Origin of the sequence: Pseudomonas sp. PsB (assembly GCF_043658375.1) — a bacterium.
Taxonomy (GTDB): Bacteria; Pseudomonadota; Gammaproteobacteria; order Pseudomonadales; family Pseudomonadaceae; genus Aquipseudomonas; species Aquipseudomonas putida_Z.
Genome location: NZ_JBIGLU010000037.1, coordinates 23,739 through 40,442 on the forward strand (window position 1 = coordinate 23,739; position 16,704 = coordinate 40,442).

The 16,704-nt window shown below is 63.7% G+C and carries 12 protein-coding genes; 9 read left to right on the forward strand and 3 right to left on the reverse strand.

Translation table 11 applies throughout. The annotated features are described in order from the left end of the window. Nucleotides 1–81: 81 nt before the first annotated feature. Nucleotides 82–768 carry a type 1 glutamine amidotransferase domain-containing protein gene (locus ACGLHT_RS26045; RefSeq protein WP_137164113.1) on the forward strand — a complete coding sequence of 229 codons (687 nt, stop codon included), beginning with the start codon at nt 82–84 and terminating at the stop codon, nt 766–768. A 133-nt stretch (nt 769–901) separates the two neighbouring features. Next, nucleotides 902–1,708, forward strand: coding sequence for a CSS-motif domain-containing protein (locus ACGLHT_RS26050; RefSeq protein WP_137164114.1), 807 nt, complete (start codon nt 902–904; stop codon nt 1,706–1,708). 23 nt (nt 1,709–1,731) lie between these two features. Here ACGLHT_RS26050 and hppD read toward each other — a convergent pair whose 3' ends face one another. Beyond that, entirely contained in the window at nt 1,732–2,808 is a 1,077-nt protein-coding gene (gene hppD / locus ACGLHT_RS26055) for a 4-hydroxyphenylpyruvate dioxygenase (RefSeq protein WP_025339331.1), read from the reverse strand. 300 nt (nt 2,809–3,108) lie between these two features. Between hppD and ACGLHT_RS26060 the strand changes: the two genes are divergently transcribed. Together ACGLHT_RS26060 and rarD are read left to right on the forward strand one after the other, a co-directional pair. Further along, on the forward strand, nt 3,109–4,695 hold the full coding sequence (locus ACGLHT_RS26060) for an EAL domain-containing protein (protein ID WP_274120596.1): 1,587 nt from the start codon (nt 3,109–3,111) through the stop codon (nt 4,693–4,695). Nucleotides 4,696–4,727: 32 nt separating this feature from the next. Next, the gene (rarD, locus tag ACGLHT_RS26065; protein ID WP_025339333.1) at nt 4,728–5,615 is read left to right on the forward strand and encodes an EamA family transporter RarD; all 888 of its coding nucleotides are present in this window, start codon (nt 4,728–4,730) and stop codon (nt 5,613–5,615) included. On the opposite strand, the gene ACGLHT_RS26070 is transcribed toward rarD, so the two are convergent. Continuing rightward, the gene (locus ACGLHT_RS26070) at nt 5,578–7,149 is read right to left on the reverse strand and encodes a TerC family protein (RefSeq protein ID WP_137164116.1); all 1,572 of its coding nucleotides are present in this window, start codon (nt 7,147–7,149) and stop codon (nt 5,578–5,580) included. The two genes, rarD and ACGLHT_RS26070, sit on opposite strands and share 38 nt — an antisense overlap. Nucleotides 7,150–7,544: 395 nt before the next feature. On the opposite strand from ACGLHT_RS26070, the gene ACGLHT_RS26075 reads away from it, so the two are divergent. After that, nucleotides 7,545–8,132, forward strand: coding sequence for a LysE family translocator (locus ACGLHT_RS26075; RefSeq protein WP_025339335.1), 588 nt, complete (start codon nt 7,545–7,547; stop codon nt 8,130–8,132). Between the two features lie 92 nt (nt 8,133–8,224). Here the strand turns inward: ACGLHT_RS26075 and ACGLHT_RS26080 are convergent, their stop codons facing one another. Continuing rightward, nucleotides 8,225–9,007, reverse strand: coding sequence for an AraC family transcriptional regulator (locus ACGLHT_RS26080; RefSeq protein ID WP_025339336.1), 783 nt, complete (start codon nt 9,005–9,007; stop codon nt 8,225–8,227). A 161-nt stretch (nt 9,008–9,168) separates the two neighbouring features. Between ACGLHT_RS26080 and ACGLHT_RS26085 the strand changes: the two genes are divergently transcribed. From ACGLHT_RS26085 to ACGLHT_RS26100, 4 genes are all read left to right on the forward strand, one after another. Continuing rightward, nucleotides 9,169–12,996, forward strand: coding sequence for a leucine-rich repeat domain-containing protein (locus tag ACGLHT_RS26085; protein ID WP_137164117.1), 3,828 nt, complete (start codon nt 9,169–9,171; stop codon nt 12,994–12,996). A 147-nt stretch (nt 12,997–13,143) separates the two neighbouring features. Continuing rightward, the gene (locus ACGLHT_RS26090) at nt 13,144–14,763 is read left to right on the forward strand and encodes an NADP-dependent glyceraldehyde-3-phosphate dehydrogenase (protein WP_025339338.1); all 1,620 of its coding nucleotides are present in this window, start codon (nt 13,144–13,146) and stop codon (nt 14,761–14,763) included. Between the two features lie 110 nt (nt 14,764–14,873). Next, on the forward strand, nt 14,874–15,341 hold the full coding sequence (locus tag ACGLHT_RS26095; protein WP_274120597.1) for a VOC family protein: 468 nt from the start codon (nt 14,874–14,876) through the stop codon (nt 15,339–15,341). A gap of 63 nt (nt 15,342–15,404) precedes the next feature. Further along, nucleotides 15,405–16,586 carry a hypothetical protein gene (locus ACGLHT_RS26100; RefSeq protein WP_274120598.1) on the forward strand — a complete coding sequence of 394 codons (1,182 nt, stop codon included), beginning with the start codon at nt 15,405–15,407 and terminating at the stop codon, nt 16,584–16,586. The last annotated feature ends 118 nt before the right edge of the window (nt 16,587–16,704 follow it).

Below are 16,704 nucleotides of genomic sequence, written 5' to 3' on the forward strand. Positions count from 1 at the left end.
GCACCTGAGAGCTATGCTCATTAGGTTTTCCCTCGGGCCAGGGAGCAACGGCCCATTCAGGTTGCCGACGGGAGCGTGGTCATGAGCAAGAAAATGCTGGTGGTGCTGACCAATACAGCCAAGTATCCGACCCTCAAGCGGGCGACCGGGTTGTGGCTGGGGGAAGCCGTGCACTTTGTTGAAAAAGTCGAGAAGGCCGGTTATACGGTCGATTATGTCAGCCCGCTGGGCGGCTACGTACCCGTCGACCCGCATAGCCTGCAAATGGCCCCCGACCTGGACTGGCAGTGGTATGACGACAAGCGCTTCATGACCCGCCTGGGCAACACCTTGAGCCCTGGCCAGGTGAAGGCCGATGAGTACCGCGTCATCTATTACACCGGCGGGCACGGGGTGATGTATGACTTTGCCGACAACCAACCGCTGCAAGACCTGGCACGCCGGGTCTACGAGAACAAGGGCATAGTCGCAGCGGTCTGCCATGGCGTTGTCGGGCTGCTGAACATCAAGCTCAGCGACAACAGCCTGTTGCTCAAGGACCGTCAGGTAACCGGCTTCTCCAATACCGAGGAGAAACTGGTCGAACTGGACAAGGTGGTCCCCTTCTTGACGGAAAACGAGCTGGGCGCGCGCGGCGGTATCTACAGCAAGCATGATGACCCGTGGCAGCCGTATGTGGTTGCCGATAGTCGGCTGATCACCGGGCAGAACCCTGCCTCCACAGAATTGCTGGCCGAGAAAGTGCTCGAGAAACTCAAGGGCCATTAGCGGCCTACGCCGGGCTTCCGGATTTCCCATAACGCGCACTGCACCCGGCCTACAGCCGGCCGGTCATTGAATACATAGGCTCAGGGTTCAACTGTTCACCACGAACAGTTTCGGACCGGAGAGCAATTGGCCTATGTCGAAAATCATGCACGCCGGGCGCAGCTTGCTGGAACTGCTGCTGCTCATCGCCTTGGGCCTGGTGCCCGTGGTTTCAGGGTTGCTGGTAATGGTATTCCAGCTGGAAACGAAACTCGCGGAAAACGCGAACATCTCGGTCCAGGAGGCAGTTTTCAGTGTTGATCAGGCGTTGGACCGCATGCACGAGACCGCTCTTCAGGCCCTGCCCTTTGCGGGCAAACCGTGCAACGACGTCATCGGCAAGTTGCAGGACCAGGTGGCCGGCCGCTCCATGGTGCGTTCGCTGTCCCTGATCAAGGGCAACCAGGCCTACTGCAGCACCACTTCGGATTCACTGGCTGACTTGTCGGCCCTTGCCCTGTCCGGCCGCCAGGTCGAACTGGCTTACGGCTCAGGGGCAGCGACCAACAAACTGCTGGTCAACTTTTACCTGGGTGGCAACGACAACGGTGTCATAGTGACCGCCTATGCCATGCAACTGCGCAACGAACTGGACGGTTTCCAGGACGGCTTGACGCTGCTGCTGGAGTTTGGCGACCGGTACATCTGGAGCCACGGAGACAGCCGCGACAGGCAACGTCCCTCTCAGTCCGAGTTCACTGCAAACGCGCACTCGGTCAAATATGGATATCAGGTCAAGGGTGGCTACGCCCAAGGCTATACCGCCCGGGAAGCCCGCCAGTCGATGCTGCAAATCCTGCCTTCGCTGATGCTGGTGGGGATCGTGACAGGCTCGATTGTCTATCTGGCCCTGTTCAGGGCGCGGGTCGGCCGGCGTGGTACCGCCGCCAACCATGCATGACGGCGGCGGTACTCCAAAGGGGATCAGTCGGTGCTCAGCACACCACGGCGCACCTGGTCGCGCTCGATGGATTCGAACAGGGCCTTGAAGTTGCCCTCGCCAAAGCCGTCATCACCCTTGCGCTGGATGAACTCGAAGAACACCGGGCCGAGCAGGGTCTCGGAGAAGATCTGCAGCAGCAGGCGCTTGTCATCAGGCTGGGAAGCGCCATCGAGGAGAATGCCGCGTGCTTTCAACTGGTCTACCGGCTCGCCGTGACCTGGCAGGCGCTCTTCGAGCATCTCGTAGTAGGTTTGCGGCGGTGCCGTCATGAAGCGCATGCCGAAGCCCTTGAGGGCGTCCCAGGTCTTGAGCAGGTCATCGGTCAGGAAGGCCACGTGCTGGATGCCTTCGCCGTTGAACTGCATCAGGAACTCTTCGATCTGCCCGGAGCCCTTGGACGATTCTTCGTTCAGCGGGATGCGGATCATGCCATCCGGTGCGGTCATGGCACGCGAAGTCAGGCCGGTGTACTCACCCTTGATGTCGAAATAGCGGATTTCGCGGAAGTTGAACAGCTTCTCGTAGAAGCCGGCCCAGTACGACATGCGCCCGCGATAAACGTTGTGGGTGAGGTGGTCGATGATCTTCAGGCCGGCACCCACCGGGTTGCGGTCCACACCCTCGATGAACTTGAAGTCGATATCGTAGATCGAGCTGCCTTCCTCGAAACGGTCGATCAGGTACAGCGGCGCACCACCGATGCCCTTGATCGCCGGCAGGCGCAGCTCCATCGGGCCGGTTTCGATTTCCACTGGCTGGGCGCCCAGTTCCAGGGCGCGGGCATAGGCCTCGTGGGCGTTGCGCACGCGGAACGCCATGCCGCATACCGACGGGCCGTGTTCGGCGGCGAAGTACGAGGCGATGCTCTTGGGTTCGTTGTTCAGGATCAGGTTGATGTCACCCTGGCGATACAGGTGCACATCCTTGGAACGGTGGGTAGCGACCTTGGTGAAGCCCAGCATCTGGAATACCGGCTCGAGTACACCAGGGGTCGGCGAAGCCAGTTCGATGAATTCGAAGCCCATCAGGCCCATTGGATTGTCGAAGATATCAGCCATGTTCGTGTCCTCATCTGCAGCGAAAAAATTATTGATTGCGTGGGATGTGGCACGGAAACGGCGGTGAGCACGGGATACCCCGCACGCTGCGGGCGAGGAAGTCACCTATTATCAGCTTGAACCCATGGTATGTCATATGGACCCATTCTCGGCGGGCTTGATCCTTCGGTATCGAAGGACCTTATTGTTGTATTCGTAAATCGATTCTACATTGCGTAAAATGGTTTGTCGCGCTTTAGTTGCTCACGGGTTCCGACAAGCGGCTATCCTCTCGTAATTATTCCTACAGATCAGGTCAGCATGCCCCTTACCGTCAAACGCCGCGCCGGCTTCGGCTGGCGCACCCTGTTGCCCTGGGTCGTCGGCGTGCTGCCGGTGGCGTGCGGCCTGGCTGTGATGAACTGGCAGATCGAGCGCGAAATGCAGGCCAGCAGCCAGGCCACCGCGCGCCAGGTGGTGGAACACGTCGAGCGCATTCTCGACAACCTGTCCAGCGCTGCCAATGCCCTGCTGCCACTTGTCGACAGCCCGTGCGACGAGGCCCAGCTCATGCTGCGCGCCCAGGTCACGCGCAAAGCCTTCGTGCGCTCGACCAACCTGTTCCGGCACAACGCCCTTTATTGCACCTCGCTGTTCGGCGCATTCGACGAGCCGGTCAACCCCGGTGACTACATCGACGGCAAGCTGTGGCTGATGGACGGCAACTCGGTCACCCCGGGCCACCCGCTGCTGGTGTATCGAGCCAGCGACGGCGACCGCGGCGCGATCAGTACGGTGGATGGCGAACACCTGCTGACGGCGCTGCGCCTGATCGGCCCCGATGAAGACCTGCAGATCCGCGTGGGCGATGCCTGGCTGGGCAAGGATGGCATCGTGCACAAAGGCGTGCCCCCTGCAGCGGCCAGCGCGAATGTGCAGCTGGGCTCGACCCGTTATCCGTTCAGTGTGCATGGCGGCTACGGCGCCGACAAGCAGGCCCAGCTGTGGCGCAGCCACTACCCCGCCCTGTTCGGCTTGCTGCTGGTACTGGGCGCGGTGGCCGCCCTGGTGTGCCGCTGGCAGGTTCGCCGAGCCACCTCGCCCCGTGCCGAACTGCGTCGGGCCCTGGAGGCCGACGAGTTCCTGCCGTACTTCCAGCCGGTGGTGCGCAAGGGCGACTACCGCTGGGCCGGCGCCGAAGTGCTGATGCGCTGGAACCACCCGCGCGAAGGCCTGGTACGCCCCGACCTGTTCATCCCCTACGCCGAACACAGCGGGCAGATCGTCGCCATGACCCGTGCGCTGATGATGCACACCGCGCAGAACCTGGCACCCTATGCCGGGCTGCTGGAGGACGGTTTCCATATCGGCATCAACATCACTGCCGACCACTGCCGCGACTTCAGCCTGCTGGACGACTGCCGCACCTTCCTCCAGCACTTCCCGCCAGGCCGGGTGGTGCTGACCCTGGAGCTGACCGAGCGCAAGCTGATCGAGGCTACGCCGGTGGCCCTGGAACTGTTCGAGAAGCTCGACGCCATGGGTGTGAAGATTGCCCTGGACGACTTCGGCACCGGCCAGTCAAGCCTCAACTACCTGCGCCAGTTCAAGGTCGACTACCTGAAGATCGACCAGAGCTTCGTCGCCATGATCGGTGCCGACGCGCTGTCGGTGCACATCCTCGAGACCATCATCGAGCTGTCGGCCAAGCTGGGCCTGGACATCGTTGCCGAGGGCGTGGAAACCGAAGCTCAGCGCGATTACCTGGCCCGTCACGAGGTGGACTTCCAGCAGGGCTACCTGTTCGCCAGGCCCATGCCGGCTGCCCAGTTCCTCGAGGCGCTGGCGGCACGCCCGGCTGCGTCGCGGTTGCCGCAAGCCGCGCCCCCTGAGATCATGCGCGGCTGATCCACCCGCTCAATTCCCTATTCGAGGCATTCGTGTCAAAAGGCATTCTTTCGTCGGTCATGGCGTCCTGTCTGTTCGCCGTGATGTACTTCTATACCTCTCTGCTCACGCCGCTTGATGGCGAAGAGATCTTTGGCTGGCGCACCCTGTTGACGCTGCCCTGCCTGACCCTGTTCATGCTTGTCTCGAAAGACTGGAAACGGGTGGGTGAACTGCTTGCCCGGGTAAAACGCACGCCGCTGCTGTTACTGGGCATGGTCGCCACATCGTGGCTGATGGGCGTGCAGCTGTGGCTGTTCCTCTGGGCACCCCTGCACGGGCGCAGCCTGGAAGTGTCGATGGGCTACTTCCTGCTGCCGCTGGCCATGGTCCTGACCGGGCGGCTGGTGTATGGCGAACGCCTGTCACGCCTGCAGAAGGTGGCCGTGGCCTGCGCCGCGCTGGGCGTGGGCCACGAGCTGTACCAGCATGGCAGTTTCGCCTGGGAAACCCTGGTGGTGACGATCGGTTACCCGATCTACTTCGTGTTGCGCAAACGCTGCCGCACCGAACACCTGGGCGGCCTGTGGTGCGACATGTGCCTGCTGTTGCCCTGGGCGTTGTACTTCGTGATCCAGGGCCCGCTTTCCCCTGCCGATCTGCAGGCACACCCCGGGCTGTATGCGTTGATCCCGATCCTCGGGGCGATCAGCGCCTCGGCCCTGATCGCCTACGTGCTGGCCAGCCGCCTGCTGCCGTTCAGCCTGTTCGGCCTGCTCAGCTACGTCGAACCGGTGCTGCTGGTGGGCGTGGCGCTGCTGCTGGGCGAAACCATCGGCCCGGATCAGTGGCTGACCTACCTGCCGATCTGGGCCGCGGTGCTGGTGCTGGTGATCGAGGGCTTCAAGCACCTGCTGCGTCAACGTCGCCGCTCGGTGTAAGCCGAACCTGGCGCACCCGCCGTTCCTCGACCGCCTCCACGGTCAGCGTCCAGCCATTCCAGGCCAGGCGGTCACCAACCATGGGCAGGCGGTCGAGCAGGCTCATCACCAGGCCCGCGAGGGTCTGGTAGTCCTCTGTGGGGCGGGCGCTGAAGCCGGTACGCGCCTGCACCTGGCTCAGGTTCAACGCACCGCTGACCACAAAGCCTTCACCTTCCTGGACGATGCCCGGGCCTTCGACCTCGCTGGCATCCGGCAGCTCGCCGGCAATCGACTCGAGGATATCGGTCATGGTCAGCAGGCCGGTGAAGTCACCGAACTCGTTGACGACGAAGGCGATGTGCGTCGACTGGCCTCGCATCTGCTCCAGGGCGTTGAGGATGCTGAAGCTTTCCAGCAGGTTCAGCGGTACCCGGGCCATGCCTTCCAGATCGGGCTGGCTACCCGACAGCAGTTCCTTGAGCAGCTCCTTCTTGTGCACGAAGCCCAGCGGCTCGTCCACGCGGCCATCGCGGATCAATGGCAGGCGCGAGTACGGCGAATTGGCCAGGGCCTGGGCAATGGCGTCGGCCGGCTGCGCCAGGTCGATCACATCGACCTCGGCGCGGGCGGTCATCACCGTGCGGATCGGCCGCTCGGCCAGGTTCAGCACGCCACTGATCATCACTCGTTCACGGCGGTCGAACAGCACCTGCTCCTCACCACCTTCGACCAGGTCGGCGATTTCCTCGCCCACCTCGTCAGCCTCGACCCGGCGGCCACCCAGCAGGCGCAGCACGGCATGCGCGGTGCGCTCACGCAGCGGCCGGTGCTGCTGCAGGCTGCGCTTGCGGCGGGCACGGGCCAACTGGTTGAACAGCTCGATCAGGATCGAGAAGCCGATGGCCGCGTACAAGTAGCCTTTCGGGATATGGAAGCCCAGGCCTTCGGCGGTAAGGCTGAAGCCGATCATCATCAGGAAGCCCAGGCACAGCATGATCACCGTAGGGTGGGCGTTGACGAAGCGGGTCAGCGGCTTGCTGGCAACGATCATGATGCCGATCGAGAAGATCACCGCGATCATCATCACCGACAAATGCTCGACCATGCCCACCGCGGTAATCACCGCGTCCAGCGAGAACACCGCATCGAGCACCACGATCTGCGCAACGATCGGCCAGAACGCGGCATGGCGCACCGCGCCACTGGCCTGGGTCACATGGCCTTCCAGGCGTTCGTGCAGTTCCATGGTGGCCTTGAACAGCAGGAACACGCCACCGAACAGCATGATCAGGTCACGGCCGGAGAAGCTCTTGTCGAACACCTCGAACAACGGCGCGGTCAGGGTGACCATCCACGAGATACTGGCCAACAGGCCCAGGCGCATGATCAACGCCAGGCTCAGGCCAATGACCCGCGCGCGGTCGCGCTGATGCGGCGGCAGCTTGTCGGCGAGGATGGCGATGAACACCAGGTTGTCGATACCCAGCACCAGCTCGAGGACGATAAGCGTCAGCAGGCCCAGCCAGGCCGTGGGGTCGGCTAGCCATTCCATTAGCGGGTACTCACGAGGGCAGCGTCACGAGGACGGGAGAAGGAAGGCCTTGAAGGCCGGGGACTGGGGGGCTCCGCGAAGGTGCTCATATGGACCTTGATAGCAAATTGGGAAAATGATCCTACAAGCACAGCAGCTTTCCGGAATAGCGCAAAACTATTACAAAACCTGTAACAACCTTGTAGGAGCGGCCTTGTGTCGCGATCGGGCCGCACAGCGGCCCCAGCTAATGATGCAGCGCTGCTGAAACCCGGGGGCCGCTGTGCGGCCCGATCGCGACACAAGGCCGCTCCTACACAAAAATGCGCTGGCCGGGCGTGAGGTACTTTTCTTCAATACCGCAGGCTGTCGATGCCCGAGCATGGAGGCCACCCTCAACCCAAACGGATCCCTTCATGAGCCTGTCCCTTTCCATGGCCGCTTTCGCACTGGCGGCCTCGATCTCCCCCGGCCCGGTCAACATCGTTGCGCTGGGCAGCGGTGCCCGCCATGGCCTGCGTGCCAGCCTGGCGCATGTGGCTGGCGCCACGCTGGGCTTCTGCCTGTTGCTGGTGCTGGTCGGGCTGGGCCTGCATCAGTTGTTGCTGCGCTGGCCTTTGCTGGGCCTGCTGTTGCACTGGGGCGGCGTGGCGTTCCTGCTGTACATGGCATGGAAGCTGGCCAGCGACGATGGGCAGCTGGGCAGCGCCCATCCCGCCCAGGCCCCCTCGGCCTGGCACGGCGCGGCAATGCAATGGCTCAACCCCAAGGCATGGCTGGCAGCGGTGGCCGGGGTTGGCGCCTACACCGGCGGCGAGCAGCAGTTGCTGTGGCTGTTTGCCTGGATCTACGGGCCAATCTGTTTCATTTCGGTGGCCAGCTGGGCCTGGGCCGGGAGCGTGGTTCGCCAGTACCTGGGCAACCCACGGCACATGCGCCTGCTGAATCGGGGCTTGGCGGTGCTGCTAGTGGGCAGCGCGGTTTATCTGGTCATTCAAGGCTAGCTGCACCAGCCCTGTCGCTGCCCTCAAGACCTGAGCTGTACCTGTAGGAGCTGGCTTGCCGGCGATAGGGCCATCACAGTCAAAATGGCAATTCAGCCGAATGCATTGCGGTAATGCCCCGGCGTCGCCGCCAGGTGCTGCTTGAAGGCCCGCTGCAGGTGCGCCTGGTCGGCAAACCCGGCCTCCTGCGCAACTTCGGCGATTGCCCGGCCCTGGCGCAGTTGCGCCCTGGCCAGCTGCACGCGCTGGTCGATCAGGTAGCCATGCGGCGTCAGGCCGAAGCGTTGGCGGAACGCGCGAATCAGGTAGGAACGCGACAGGCCGCAGGCCGCGCAGATGTCGTCCAGGCTCAGCGGGTCGCCACGATGGGCGCGTATGAACGCTGCCGCCGCGTCCAGTCGCGGGTTGCCCTCGTCGTTCACACTGGCATTACCGCCAAGCATGCCCGGCAGTGCGCCAAACAGTGCCGCCAGGCGGCCTTCGCGGTCCGGCACGCTGGCGTCAAACAGGTCGGCAAAGGCCTGCAACAGGCACCGGTACAATACCGGCGAGCTACTCCAGGCCTGGGCCGGCAAGGCAAACCCCAGTGCCTGCAACCAGGGCATGTCAACGAACAACATCAGGTAGGACCATGGCTCCCCGGCGATGGGGTTGCAGGCGTGCACCACGCCTGGGTTCATCAATACCGTGGCACCAGCCGCCACCTCGATGCACTGGTCACCGTACAGGTAGGTGCTGCGCCCACCCGTGATCACCCCGATGGAAAAGCTCTCGTGGGAATGCGCGGCGTAGCACACCTGGCGCCCGTCCCCTACCCGCCGGGCTTCGACGAAGGGCAACGCCGGGTCGCGCCAGAACCGTGATACTTCGATCATCCCTCACCCCGCTCGCCGCTGCCATGCGCCTGGATACTACACGCTTGTCACGGAATCAGCAGACAACCGCAGGCCATATATCCAACCGCGTTACCCCATTACCACTTGGCTATCGATAAATGCCGTTTGATGCCCCCTCTTTGCATGAAAGGAGCATCGACATGCCAGCCATCAACCCTCATCAACCCTTGCTCGAGGCGCAGCTGCCGCACTGGGCACGCCAGGTAACGCCCAATCAATGGGCCGCGTTGAAGCGAACCCAGATCGCCCCGTGGAAGGCGCAGGACTGGTTCGCCAATGCTGCCCCCGACCTGCGTGAAACAGTGCATGCCAGCCAGGCGCGCCTGATGCAGGCGCAAGCAGCCTTGGCCGGCTCGCTCAAAGGCCTGAAACAGATCACTGAATTCGCCGAGCCATTGCTGCAACGGCGTCTTGCCGAACAAGGCTTTCACGCGCCGCTGCGCAATAGCCAACTGCTGCGGGTCGAGCGCAGCTGGCACTGGGCCGCCCTGCGCTATCTTTACCGCCATCGCCGCGACAACCTGCTACAGGCCGCCCTGCAGAACTTCGCCAGCGACGAGGTGTTCACCGCTGAAAGTGCCATTGCCCTGGGCGATAACATTCAGGTGACGCCGATTCTGGTGCAAGGCTCCGCCCCCTTCGGCATGCAATCACCCGTCGCGCACTTTCCATTGCAGTCGGAGCACTATCAGATGGAACGGCTGCCACTTGAGCCGGCCGCTTTCGCCACACAGTGCCGTGACCTGGACCTGGGTGAGGCTTACCAGGCCCACCTGGAACAACACCTTGCCCAGCCCGCTACCCGAGCCTTGGCCATCAGGGTGCAGAAAGACCGCCTGCGCCTGGCGGCCGACCTTGCCTATCTGCGGCACCTGCTTGACGGCAGCACCCGCGATCAGGTCGAACAACTGTTGCAGGATGGCGCCGTGGGGTGCTGGCAACTGGCGCTGTTCGGCACGCCCCTGCACGAGGTCATGCTGATCGATGCCGGCAGTGCCGGGCTGGCGCTGTACCTGCCCGGCCATGACCCGGCCCTGCGTCAATGCAGCAACCTGGACGCGGTACACGACACGCTGGCGACCTTGCTGCTGGAGCCCGATGCCCGCCAAGCCTTCACGGCCTACATCAGGCAGGACCAACGCACGCACTTTCTCGACCTGTTGCAGCAGAACCTCGACGCCACGGGCAACACGGCCTTTGACCGCCCGTGGCAGCGCGCAGTGCAAGCGGACCTGCGCCCCACACGCGTGGCCATCACGGCCGAGCCTTTCGGCCACTACCAGGACCTGCACCTGGCCCGCCTCAAGCACGAAGCCAGCCTGCTGGCGGTCCCGACAGCAATGGCCGATGCCAACGCGCGAACCAGGCGCCTGGAGGAATGGGAAAGCCTTGGCCTGGATGCACTCGGTATTGCCGCGTTCTTCATTCCGGGTGCAGGCACCCTGATGCTGGCCGTCACTGCCTGCCAACTGCTCGGCGAGGCCTTCGAGGGCTACCAGGCCTGGCATGAAGGCGACCGTCACCTGGCGCTGCGCCACCTGGAGGCGGTCGGCCTGAACCTGGCCCTGATCGGAGGGGTCGTGGCAGCGGGCAAGGTCGTGCCCAAGCTGTTCAACAGCCCGTTGATGGAAAGCCTGCAGCAAGTACGTGGCAACGACGGGCGCTACCGGCTCTGGAATGAAGACCTCACCCCCTACCGCAGTGCCGTGACACTGCCCGAAACCCTGCAGCCCAATGCACTTGGCCAGTACCTGTATCAGGGCCGGTATTTCATCCGCATGGACGGCCAGGTCTTCGAACAACGCTTCGATCACGACCTGCAGCAATGGCGGGTCATTCACCCCGACACGCCCGACGCCTGGCAGCCACCGCTGACGCACAATGCCCAAGGTGCCTGGCGCGGCCAGCATGAACAGCCCGGCCAGTGGCCATTCGCGAAGCTGGCGCGCCGTCTCGGCCCTGCATATGCCGCTTTCACGCCAGAACAGCTGACGCAAGCCGGCCGCCTCTGCGGCATCGACGCCGTGCAGTTGCGCCGGGTGCACCTGGAAGGCCGAGCAACACCCGCGCTGTTGCTCGATGCCCTGCAACGCATGGCGGCACAGGCCGAGGTCGAGGCGTTGGCCGACAAGGCCCCGCCGGGCCTGTTCGAGCGCCTCTACAACGGCAGTGCGCTCACCACCCCGTCAACGCAGAAACTGCTCGCTGCCTATCCGGGGCTTTCCCCTGCCCTGGCCACGCGTTTGCTGGCACCGCTGGGCGAGGTTGAATCGCTCGCCTGGCAACAGCAGGGTCAGCTACCCATTCAGGTTCGCCAGGCACTGGAACAGGTATACAGCGAGCTGCCCCTGGTTCGCGCCCTGGAGGGCGTGCTTCAGCCAGCCCGGGCCAGCAGCGACAGCGAACGCCTGCTGTTCAGCGCCCTGGATGCCATGCCCGACTGGCCTGCGGACCTGCGCCTGGAGCTGCATGGCGCAAGCCCCCAAGGCCCTTTGCTGGAGCATGTCGGCAGCGACCAGACCAGCACCCTGCTCCGCGTGATCAGATCGGCCGAAGGCTATGAAGTAGACCGGGGCGAGCGCCCTGCACCTGGACCGCGTGATCCGGACCTCTGCCGTGCCATAGAGCAGGCACTGCCACGCTCGCATCGCGATACGCTGGGTATCCCGACGGCCGATGGCAGCTCGCTACGCCAGCGCGTACTGGGTTGGGTCGACCTGCACAGACAGACACTGGCCCAACGCCTCTGGGGTCACCGCGCGCTGCTGCGCAAGCCCATGGGCGGCTTGCGCGGCGGTCGGCCGCTTGACCCCGAACCGCCTCAGCCGCGCCTGGCAGGCTCGCTGGCCGGGGCCTATCGGCGCTTGTTCCCCGACGCCACCGACTGGGAATTCGAAAACTGGCTCGGCAACGACGAGGACAACCCGTACGTCGATGACATTCGCTCACCCACACAGCGGCTGCACGACCTGCAGCAGCGTCTGGATACTTTGCGCCGCGACCTGCATGAATGGGCCCTGCCCGATCCGCAGCGCCCGCACCAGCGGCACCTGGCCATCCGCCCCATCCTCAACGCCTGGCGGCGGCTGTCGACCGTAGCGCTTGAAGGGGGTGGCAGCCTGCACAGCCTGGACCTGTCCGGCCTGGAGCTGGACAACCAGGACTTGGCCAGCCTGGCCTTGCCAGACGACTTCACCCATGTGCAGCACCTGTCACTCAGCTACAACCGTTCGCTCAGCCAGTTGCCGGCCGAGTTCTACGAGCGCTTCCCCAACCTCAATCGCCTGCTGCTGGCCGACTGCCGGTTCGACACCGTGCCCCGCCTGGGTAACCCTGAGCACCTCGCCTGGCTGGATATGGAAGGCAACCGCATTACCTGGAGTAGCCAGGCTCAGCAGGCACTGAACCGCTGCACCGGCCTCAACGTGCTGGACCTTTCGGGCAACCCGCTGCTGCAGGCCCCGGACCTGCGCGGCCTGGCCTTTTTGAGGACGCTGTTCCTGAACGACTGTGCGCTCAGCGAATTGCCGCAAGGCCTGGACCAGATGATCGAGCCCATCATCCTGGACATTGGCGACAACCAGCTGCTGCGGCTGCCAGACGACTTCAACCTGCCACGGCCAGTCGCAAACGCCCTGCGCCTGGAAAGCGAATGGCTGGGCGAACCTGTGCTCGCGCAGATCGAGGCCTACAACACCGTGCATCAGGTGGACCTGCTGGTGTGTGAAGGTGACTACCTGGAATTCTTCGAACAGACCGGCCCGGCCGAACTGGCCCTGTGGCAGCGTTTGCCGCTGCAGTATCGGCGCGACCTCAGGCCCTTGCTTGAACTTGAACCGTTCCTGTCCCACCCAAGGCAAGCCCGTGCAGAGTTCTGGCGGCGCCTGGCCCTGATCGAGGCAGACCCCGCCCTGCGTCAGCAATGGTTGACGCACCCACCGTACGACCTGTTCAACCTCCCGCTTTGACCGCCCCCGGGTGTCTGCCTGCACAACAGGCAGGCATTTGCGGCCAGGTTAAGCCAGACTGGTGTTTTTCCGGCGGCCGGTGCATGCTCGCAGCTGAAGCGATTCACCCGGCTTGAAACCCGCCCAGCAATGTGAGGTGCAGTACCCATGGACCGTCTGCTCGATTCACTCTTCCCCAGCGCCGAGAACATCCCGGAAACCTGGCGCCTGGAAGCCCCCCTGGAACAACGCGACTATCTGGTGAACGGCGAGCTCAGGCGCTGGGACGGCCCCCTGGCCACGGTGCGCAGCCCGGTCTGGCTCAAGGAAGGTAACGATGAACATCAGGTAGTGCTGGGCAGCGCCCCACTGCTCGATGCCGACACCGCGCTCACCGCCCTCGATGCCGCCGTGCAGGCCTACGACAAAGGCCGTGGCGCCTGGCCGAACATGCGCGTGGCCGAGCGCATCCAGCACGTCGAGACCTTCCTGGCGCGCATGCGTGAACAGCGCCAGGCCGTGGTCAAGCTGCTGATGTGGGAGATCGGCAAGAACCTCAAGGATTCGGAAAAGGAATTCGACCGCACCTGCGACTACATCGTCGACACCATCAACGCCCTCAAGGACCTCGACCGCCGTTCCAGCCGCTTCGAGCTGGAACAGGGCACGCTGGGCCAGATCCGCCGTGCACCACTGGGCGTGGCCCTGTGCATGGGGCCATACAACTACCCACTGAACGAAACCTTCACCACGCTGATCCCGGCGCTGATCATGGGCAACACCGTGGTGTTCAAGCCGGCCAAGTTCGGCGTGCTGCTGATTCGGCCGTTGCTCGAGGCCTTCCGTGACAGCTTCCCGCCGGGGGTGATCAACGTCATCTACGGCCGTGGCCGGGAAACGGTGAGCGCGCTGATGGCCAGCGGCAAAGTCGATGTGTTCGCCTTCATCGGCACGCACAAGGCCGCCAGCGACCTGAAGAAGCTGCACCCGCGCCCGCACCGGCTGCGCGCCGCGCTGGGGCTGGATGCCAAGAACCCGGGCATCGTGCTGCCCCAGGTGGACCTCGACAACGCCGTCGAAGAGGCCGTCACCGGTGCGCTGTCGTTCAATGGCCAACGCTGCACGGCGCTGAAGATCCTGTTCGTCCACGAGGACGTGGTCGATGCCTTCCTCGACAAGTTCCAGCGCAAGCTGGCCGCGCTCAAGCCCGGCATGCCTTGGGAGCCAGGCGTTGCCCTGACGCCGCTGCCCGAGCCCGGCAAGGTCGACTACCTCGACGGCCTGGTCGCCGACGCAACTGCCAAGGGCGCACGCGTGCTCAACGAAGGTGGTGGGCACAGCCGTGGCTCGTTCTTCTACCCGGCCGTGCTGTACCCGGTGAAGAGCGACATGCGCGTGTACCACGAGGAGCAGTTCGGCCCGCTGGTGCCGGTAGTGCCCTACCGCGACCTGCAGACGGTGATCGACTATGTACTGGACTCCGACTACGGCCAGCAACTTAGCCTGTTCGGCAATGACCCGGCGACCATCGGCAGCCTGGTCGACATCTTCGCCAACCAGGTCGGGCGCATCAACATCAACGCGCAATGCCAGCGCGGCCCCGACACTTACCCGTTCAACGGCCGCAAGAACAGCGCCGAAGGCACCCTGTCGGTACACGACGCCCTGCGTGTGTTCTCGATCCGCACCTTGGTCGCAACGCGCTTCCAGGAGGCCAACAAGGAACTGATCAGCGAGATCATTCGCAACCGGCAGTCGAGCTTCCTGACCACCGACTACATCTTCTGACCGCCGCGCTTATAGAGAATCGGTCTATCACCCCTGTCGATTTTCCATCCGCGCAAACGACTCTAAGCAACAGGGCGCCAACCGGCGCCCCCTTCCAAGGAGAGTCGAACATGGCAGCCAAACCCATCCCCGAAGGCCAGCACAGCATCACGCCCTACCTGGCCATCAACGACGCCGCCAAGGCCATCGAGTTCTACAAGAAGGCCTTTGGCGCAGTGGAAATGTTCCGCCTCGATGCCCCTGGCGGCCGCGTTGGCCATGCCGAGCTGAAAATCGGTGATTCGTCGCTGATGCTGGGCGACCCTTGCGACATGGAAGGCGGCCTCACCGCCAGCCAGAAGCTCAGCGGCACAGGCGTGGGCCTGCACCTGTATGTCGAAGACTGCGACAAGGTCTACGCCCAGGCCCTGGCCGCCGGCGGGACCCAGTTGCATCCCTTGACCGACCAGTTCTACGGTGACCGCAGCGGCACCCTGAAAGACCCGTTCGGCAATATCTGGTTCGTTTCCACCCACAAAGAGGACCTGACCCCCGACGAAATTCGCACCCGCGCGGCGAAGATGTTCGGTGGCAACTGAGCGGTAAGTTGAAAGCGGCGCGACTTTGCTTGAAGCTTGGGGCTCGTAGCTGGGAGCTGCTTCATGCGAATCATCGACAAAACCGCCGCACAGGTCCGTAGCCTGACCCCTGCAGAAGAGGAGCTGCTGGTCGGCTTTGCCACCGGCAGCCTCGCCGGCCCGCGCCTGCTGCAAGCCAACCAGTTGCTGATGAAGGTGCGCAACGCCAACCAGTGGCTGGCCTGCGACTGCCGCAACGACGCCTTGCCGGTACTCAATGTCACCCTCAACGGCAGCACCGGTACGCTGTTTCTCAAGAACAACCCGGGTACTGCCGAACACGCGCCCGGCTGCCCGTTCACCAAGAACGAGCGGGAAGCGGCCGAGCGCGAGAACGACCCCGCGCCACCCGCTGCCTGGCTGCCGCCTGACACACCGTTGCGCCTGATCGGCGATTTTCGCAGCGGCACCGCCGGTGCCGGCGGCGATGGCAGCGAGCGACGCGACCAGCAGCGCCTGCTGTCACTGTTGCTGACCTGGATCGAGACCAGCGGCCTGAACCTGTATGCCACGCACCTGAAAAAGGACCTGACCGGGCAGTTTGCCGAGTTGCGCAGCGTTGCCAGCCGCTATCCGCTGCTGGAACGGGTGCCCGCCAGCAACTACCTGGAAACCCGCCTGGACATGAAGCACATGATGATGCTCAAGTCCCGCCTGCGCGAAGCCACGGTGTTCGGCAACCACCGCCGCCACGGCCTGCTGCTGGACTGCGTGGACCAGATCAAAGGGCGCAAGCTGTTCAACAACCGCAGTGAAGACGGCTTCGACTTCCAGGGCCACCACCTGTACTGGGGCGGCAACCGTACCGCCGGGCCGTTGCTGGCCTTGGCGCTGTACTCGCCGACCAGTGCCGGCAGCCATTTCTACGAGCTGATCCATGTCGCCAGCGTACCGGTGCTGTCCCGCGCCCACCTGTTCCCGGTGTATCGCGACGAAGAACGCGAGCCGCTCAAGGCCCTGGTATCGCTGGTCGACTGGATGGCCGGCAAAGGTGTGAAAGTACAGATGCGCCGCCCGGTGATCGGCGGCCAGGTGATGGATGAACTGGTAATGACTTCGGACCAGGACCGGGTGTTGTCGGTATCGTTGCTGGAGCAGCCAATCGGCCCCGAACCGGATACCGAAAACTTCAAGCGTTACGCCGACTTCAAGAGCCTGGAAACCTTCCGCAAATTCGTTGCCGGCTTCTTCATGCGTGAGCGCTGAGCCCATCTCCCGGCACACACAAAACCTTGTAGGTGCGGCCTTGTTCTGGTCAAGTATTTCCGGACACCGGTTACGGTGATCAAGCCGCCTGCTGCTCCATAGCTATTGGTGACAGGTA

Excerpts from the sequence above, each read along its gene's own strand:
- ACGLHT_RS26045 (WP_137164113.1), top strand. The coding sequence starts at position 82 with ATGAGCAAGAAAATGCTGGTGGTGCTGACCAATACAGCCAAGTATCCG.
- ACGLHT_RS26050 (WP_137164114.1), top strand. The coding sequence starts at position 902 with ATGTCGAAAATCATGCACGCCGGGCGCAGCTTGCTGGAACTGCTGCTG.
- hppD (WP_025339331.1), bottom strand. The coding sequence starts at position 2,808 with ATGGCTGATATCTTCGACAATCCAATGGGCCTGATGGGCTTCGAATTC.
- ACGLHT_RS26060 (WP_274120596.1), top strand. The coding sequence starts at position 3,109 with ATGCCCCTTACCGTCAAACGCCGCGCCGGCTTCGGCTGGCGCACCCTG.
- ACGLHT_RS26070 (WP_137164116.1), bottom strand. The coding sequence starts at position 7,149 with ATGGAATGGCTAGCCGACCCCACGGCCTGGCTGGGCCTGCTGACGCTT.
- ACGLHT_RS26075 (WP_025339335.1), top strand. The coding sequence starts at position 7,545 with ATGAGCCTGTCCCTTTCCATGGCCGCTTTCGCACTGGCGGCCTCGATC.
- ACGLHT_RS26080 (WP_025339336.1), bottom strand. The coding sequence starts at position 9,007 with ATGATCGAAGTATCACGGTTCTGGCGCGACCCGGCGTTGCCCTTCGTC.
- ACGLHT_RS26085 (WP_137164117.1), top strand. The coding sequence starts at position 9,169 with ATGCCAGCCATCAACCCTCATCAACCCTTGCTCGAGGCGCAGCTGCCG.
- ACGLHT_RS26090 (WP_025339338.1), top strand. The coding sequence starts at position 13,144 with ATGGACCGTCTGCTCGATTCACTCTTCCCCAGCGCCGAGAACATCCCG.
- ACGLHT_RS26095 (WP_274120597.1), top strand. The coding sequence starts at position 14,874 with ATGGCAGCCAAACCCATCCCCGAAGGCCAGCACAGCATCACGCCCTAC.
- ACGLHT_RS26100 (WP_274120598.1), top strand. The coding sequence starts at position 15,405 with ATGCGAATCATCGACAAAACCGCCGCACAGGTCCGTAGCCTGACCCCT.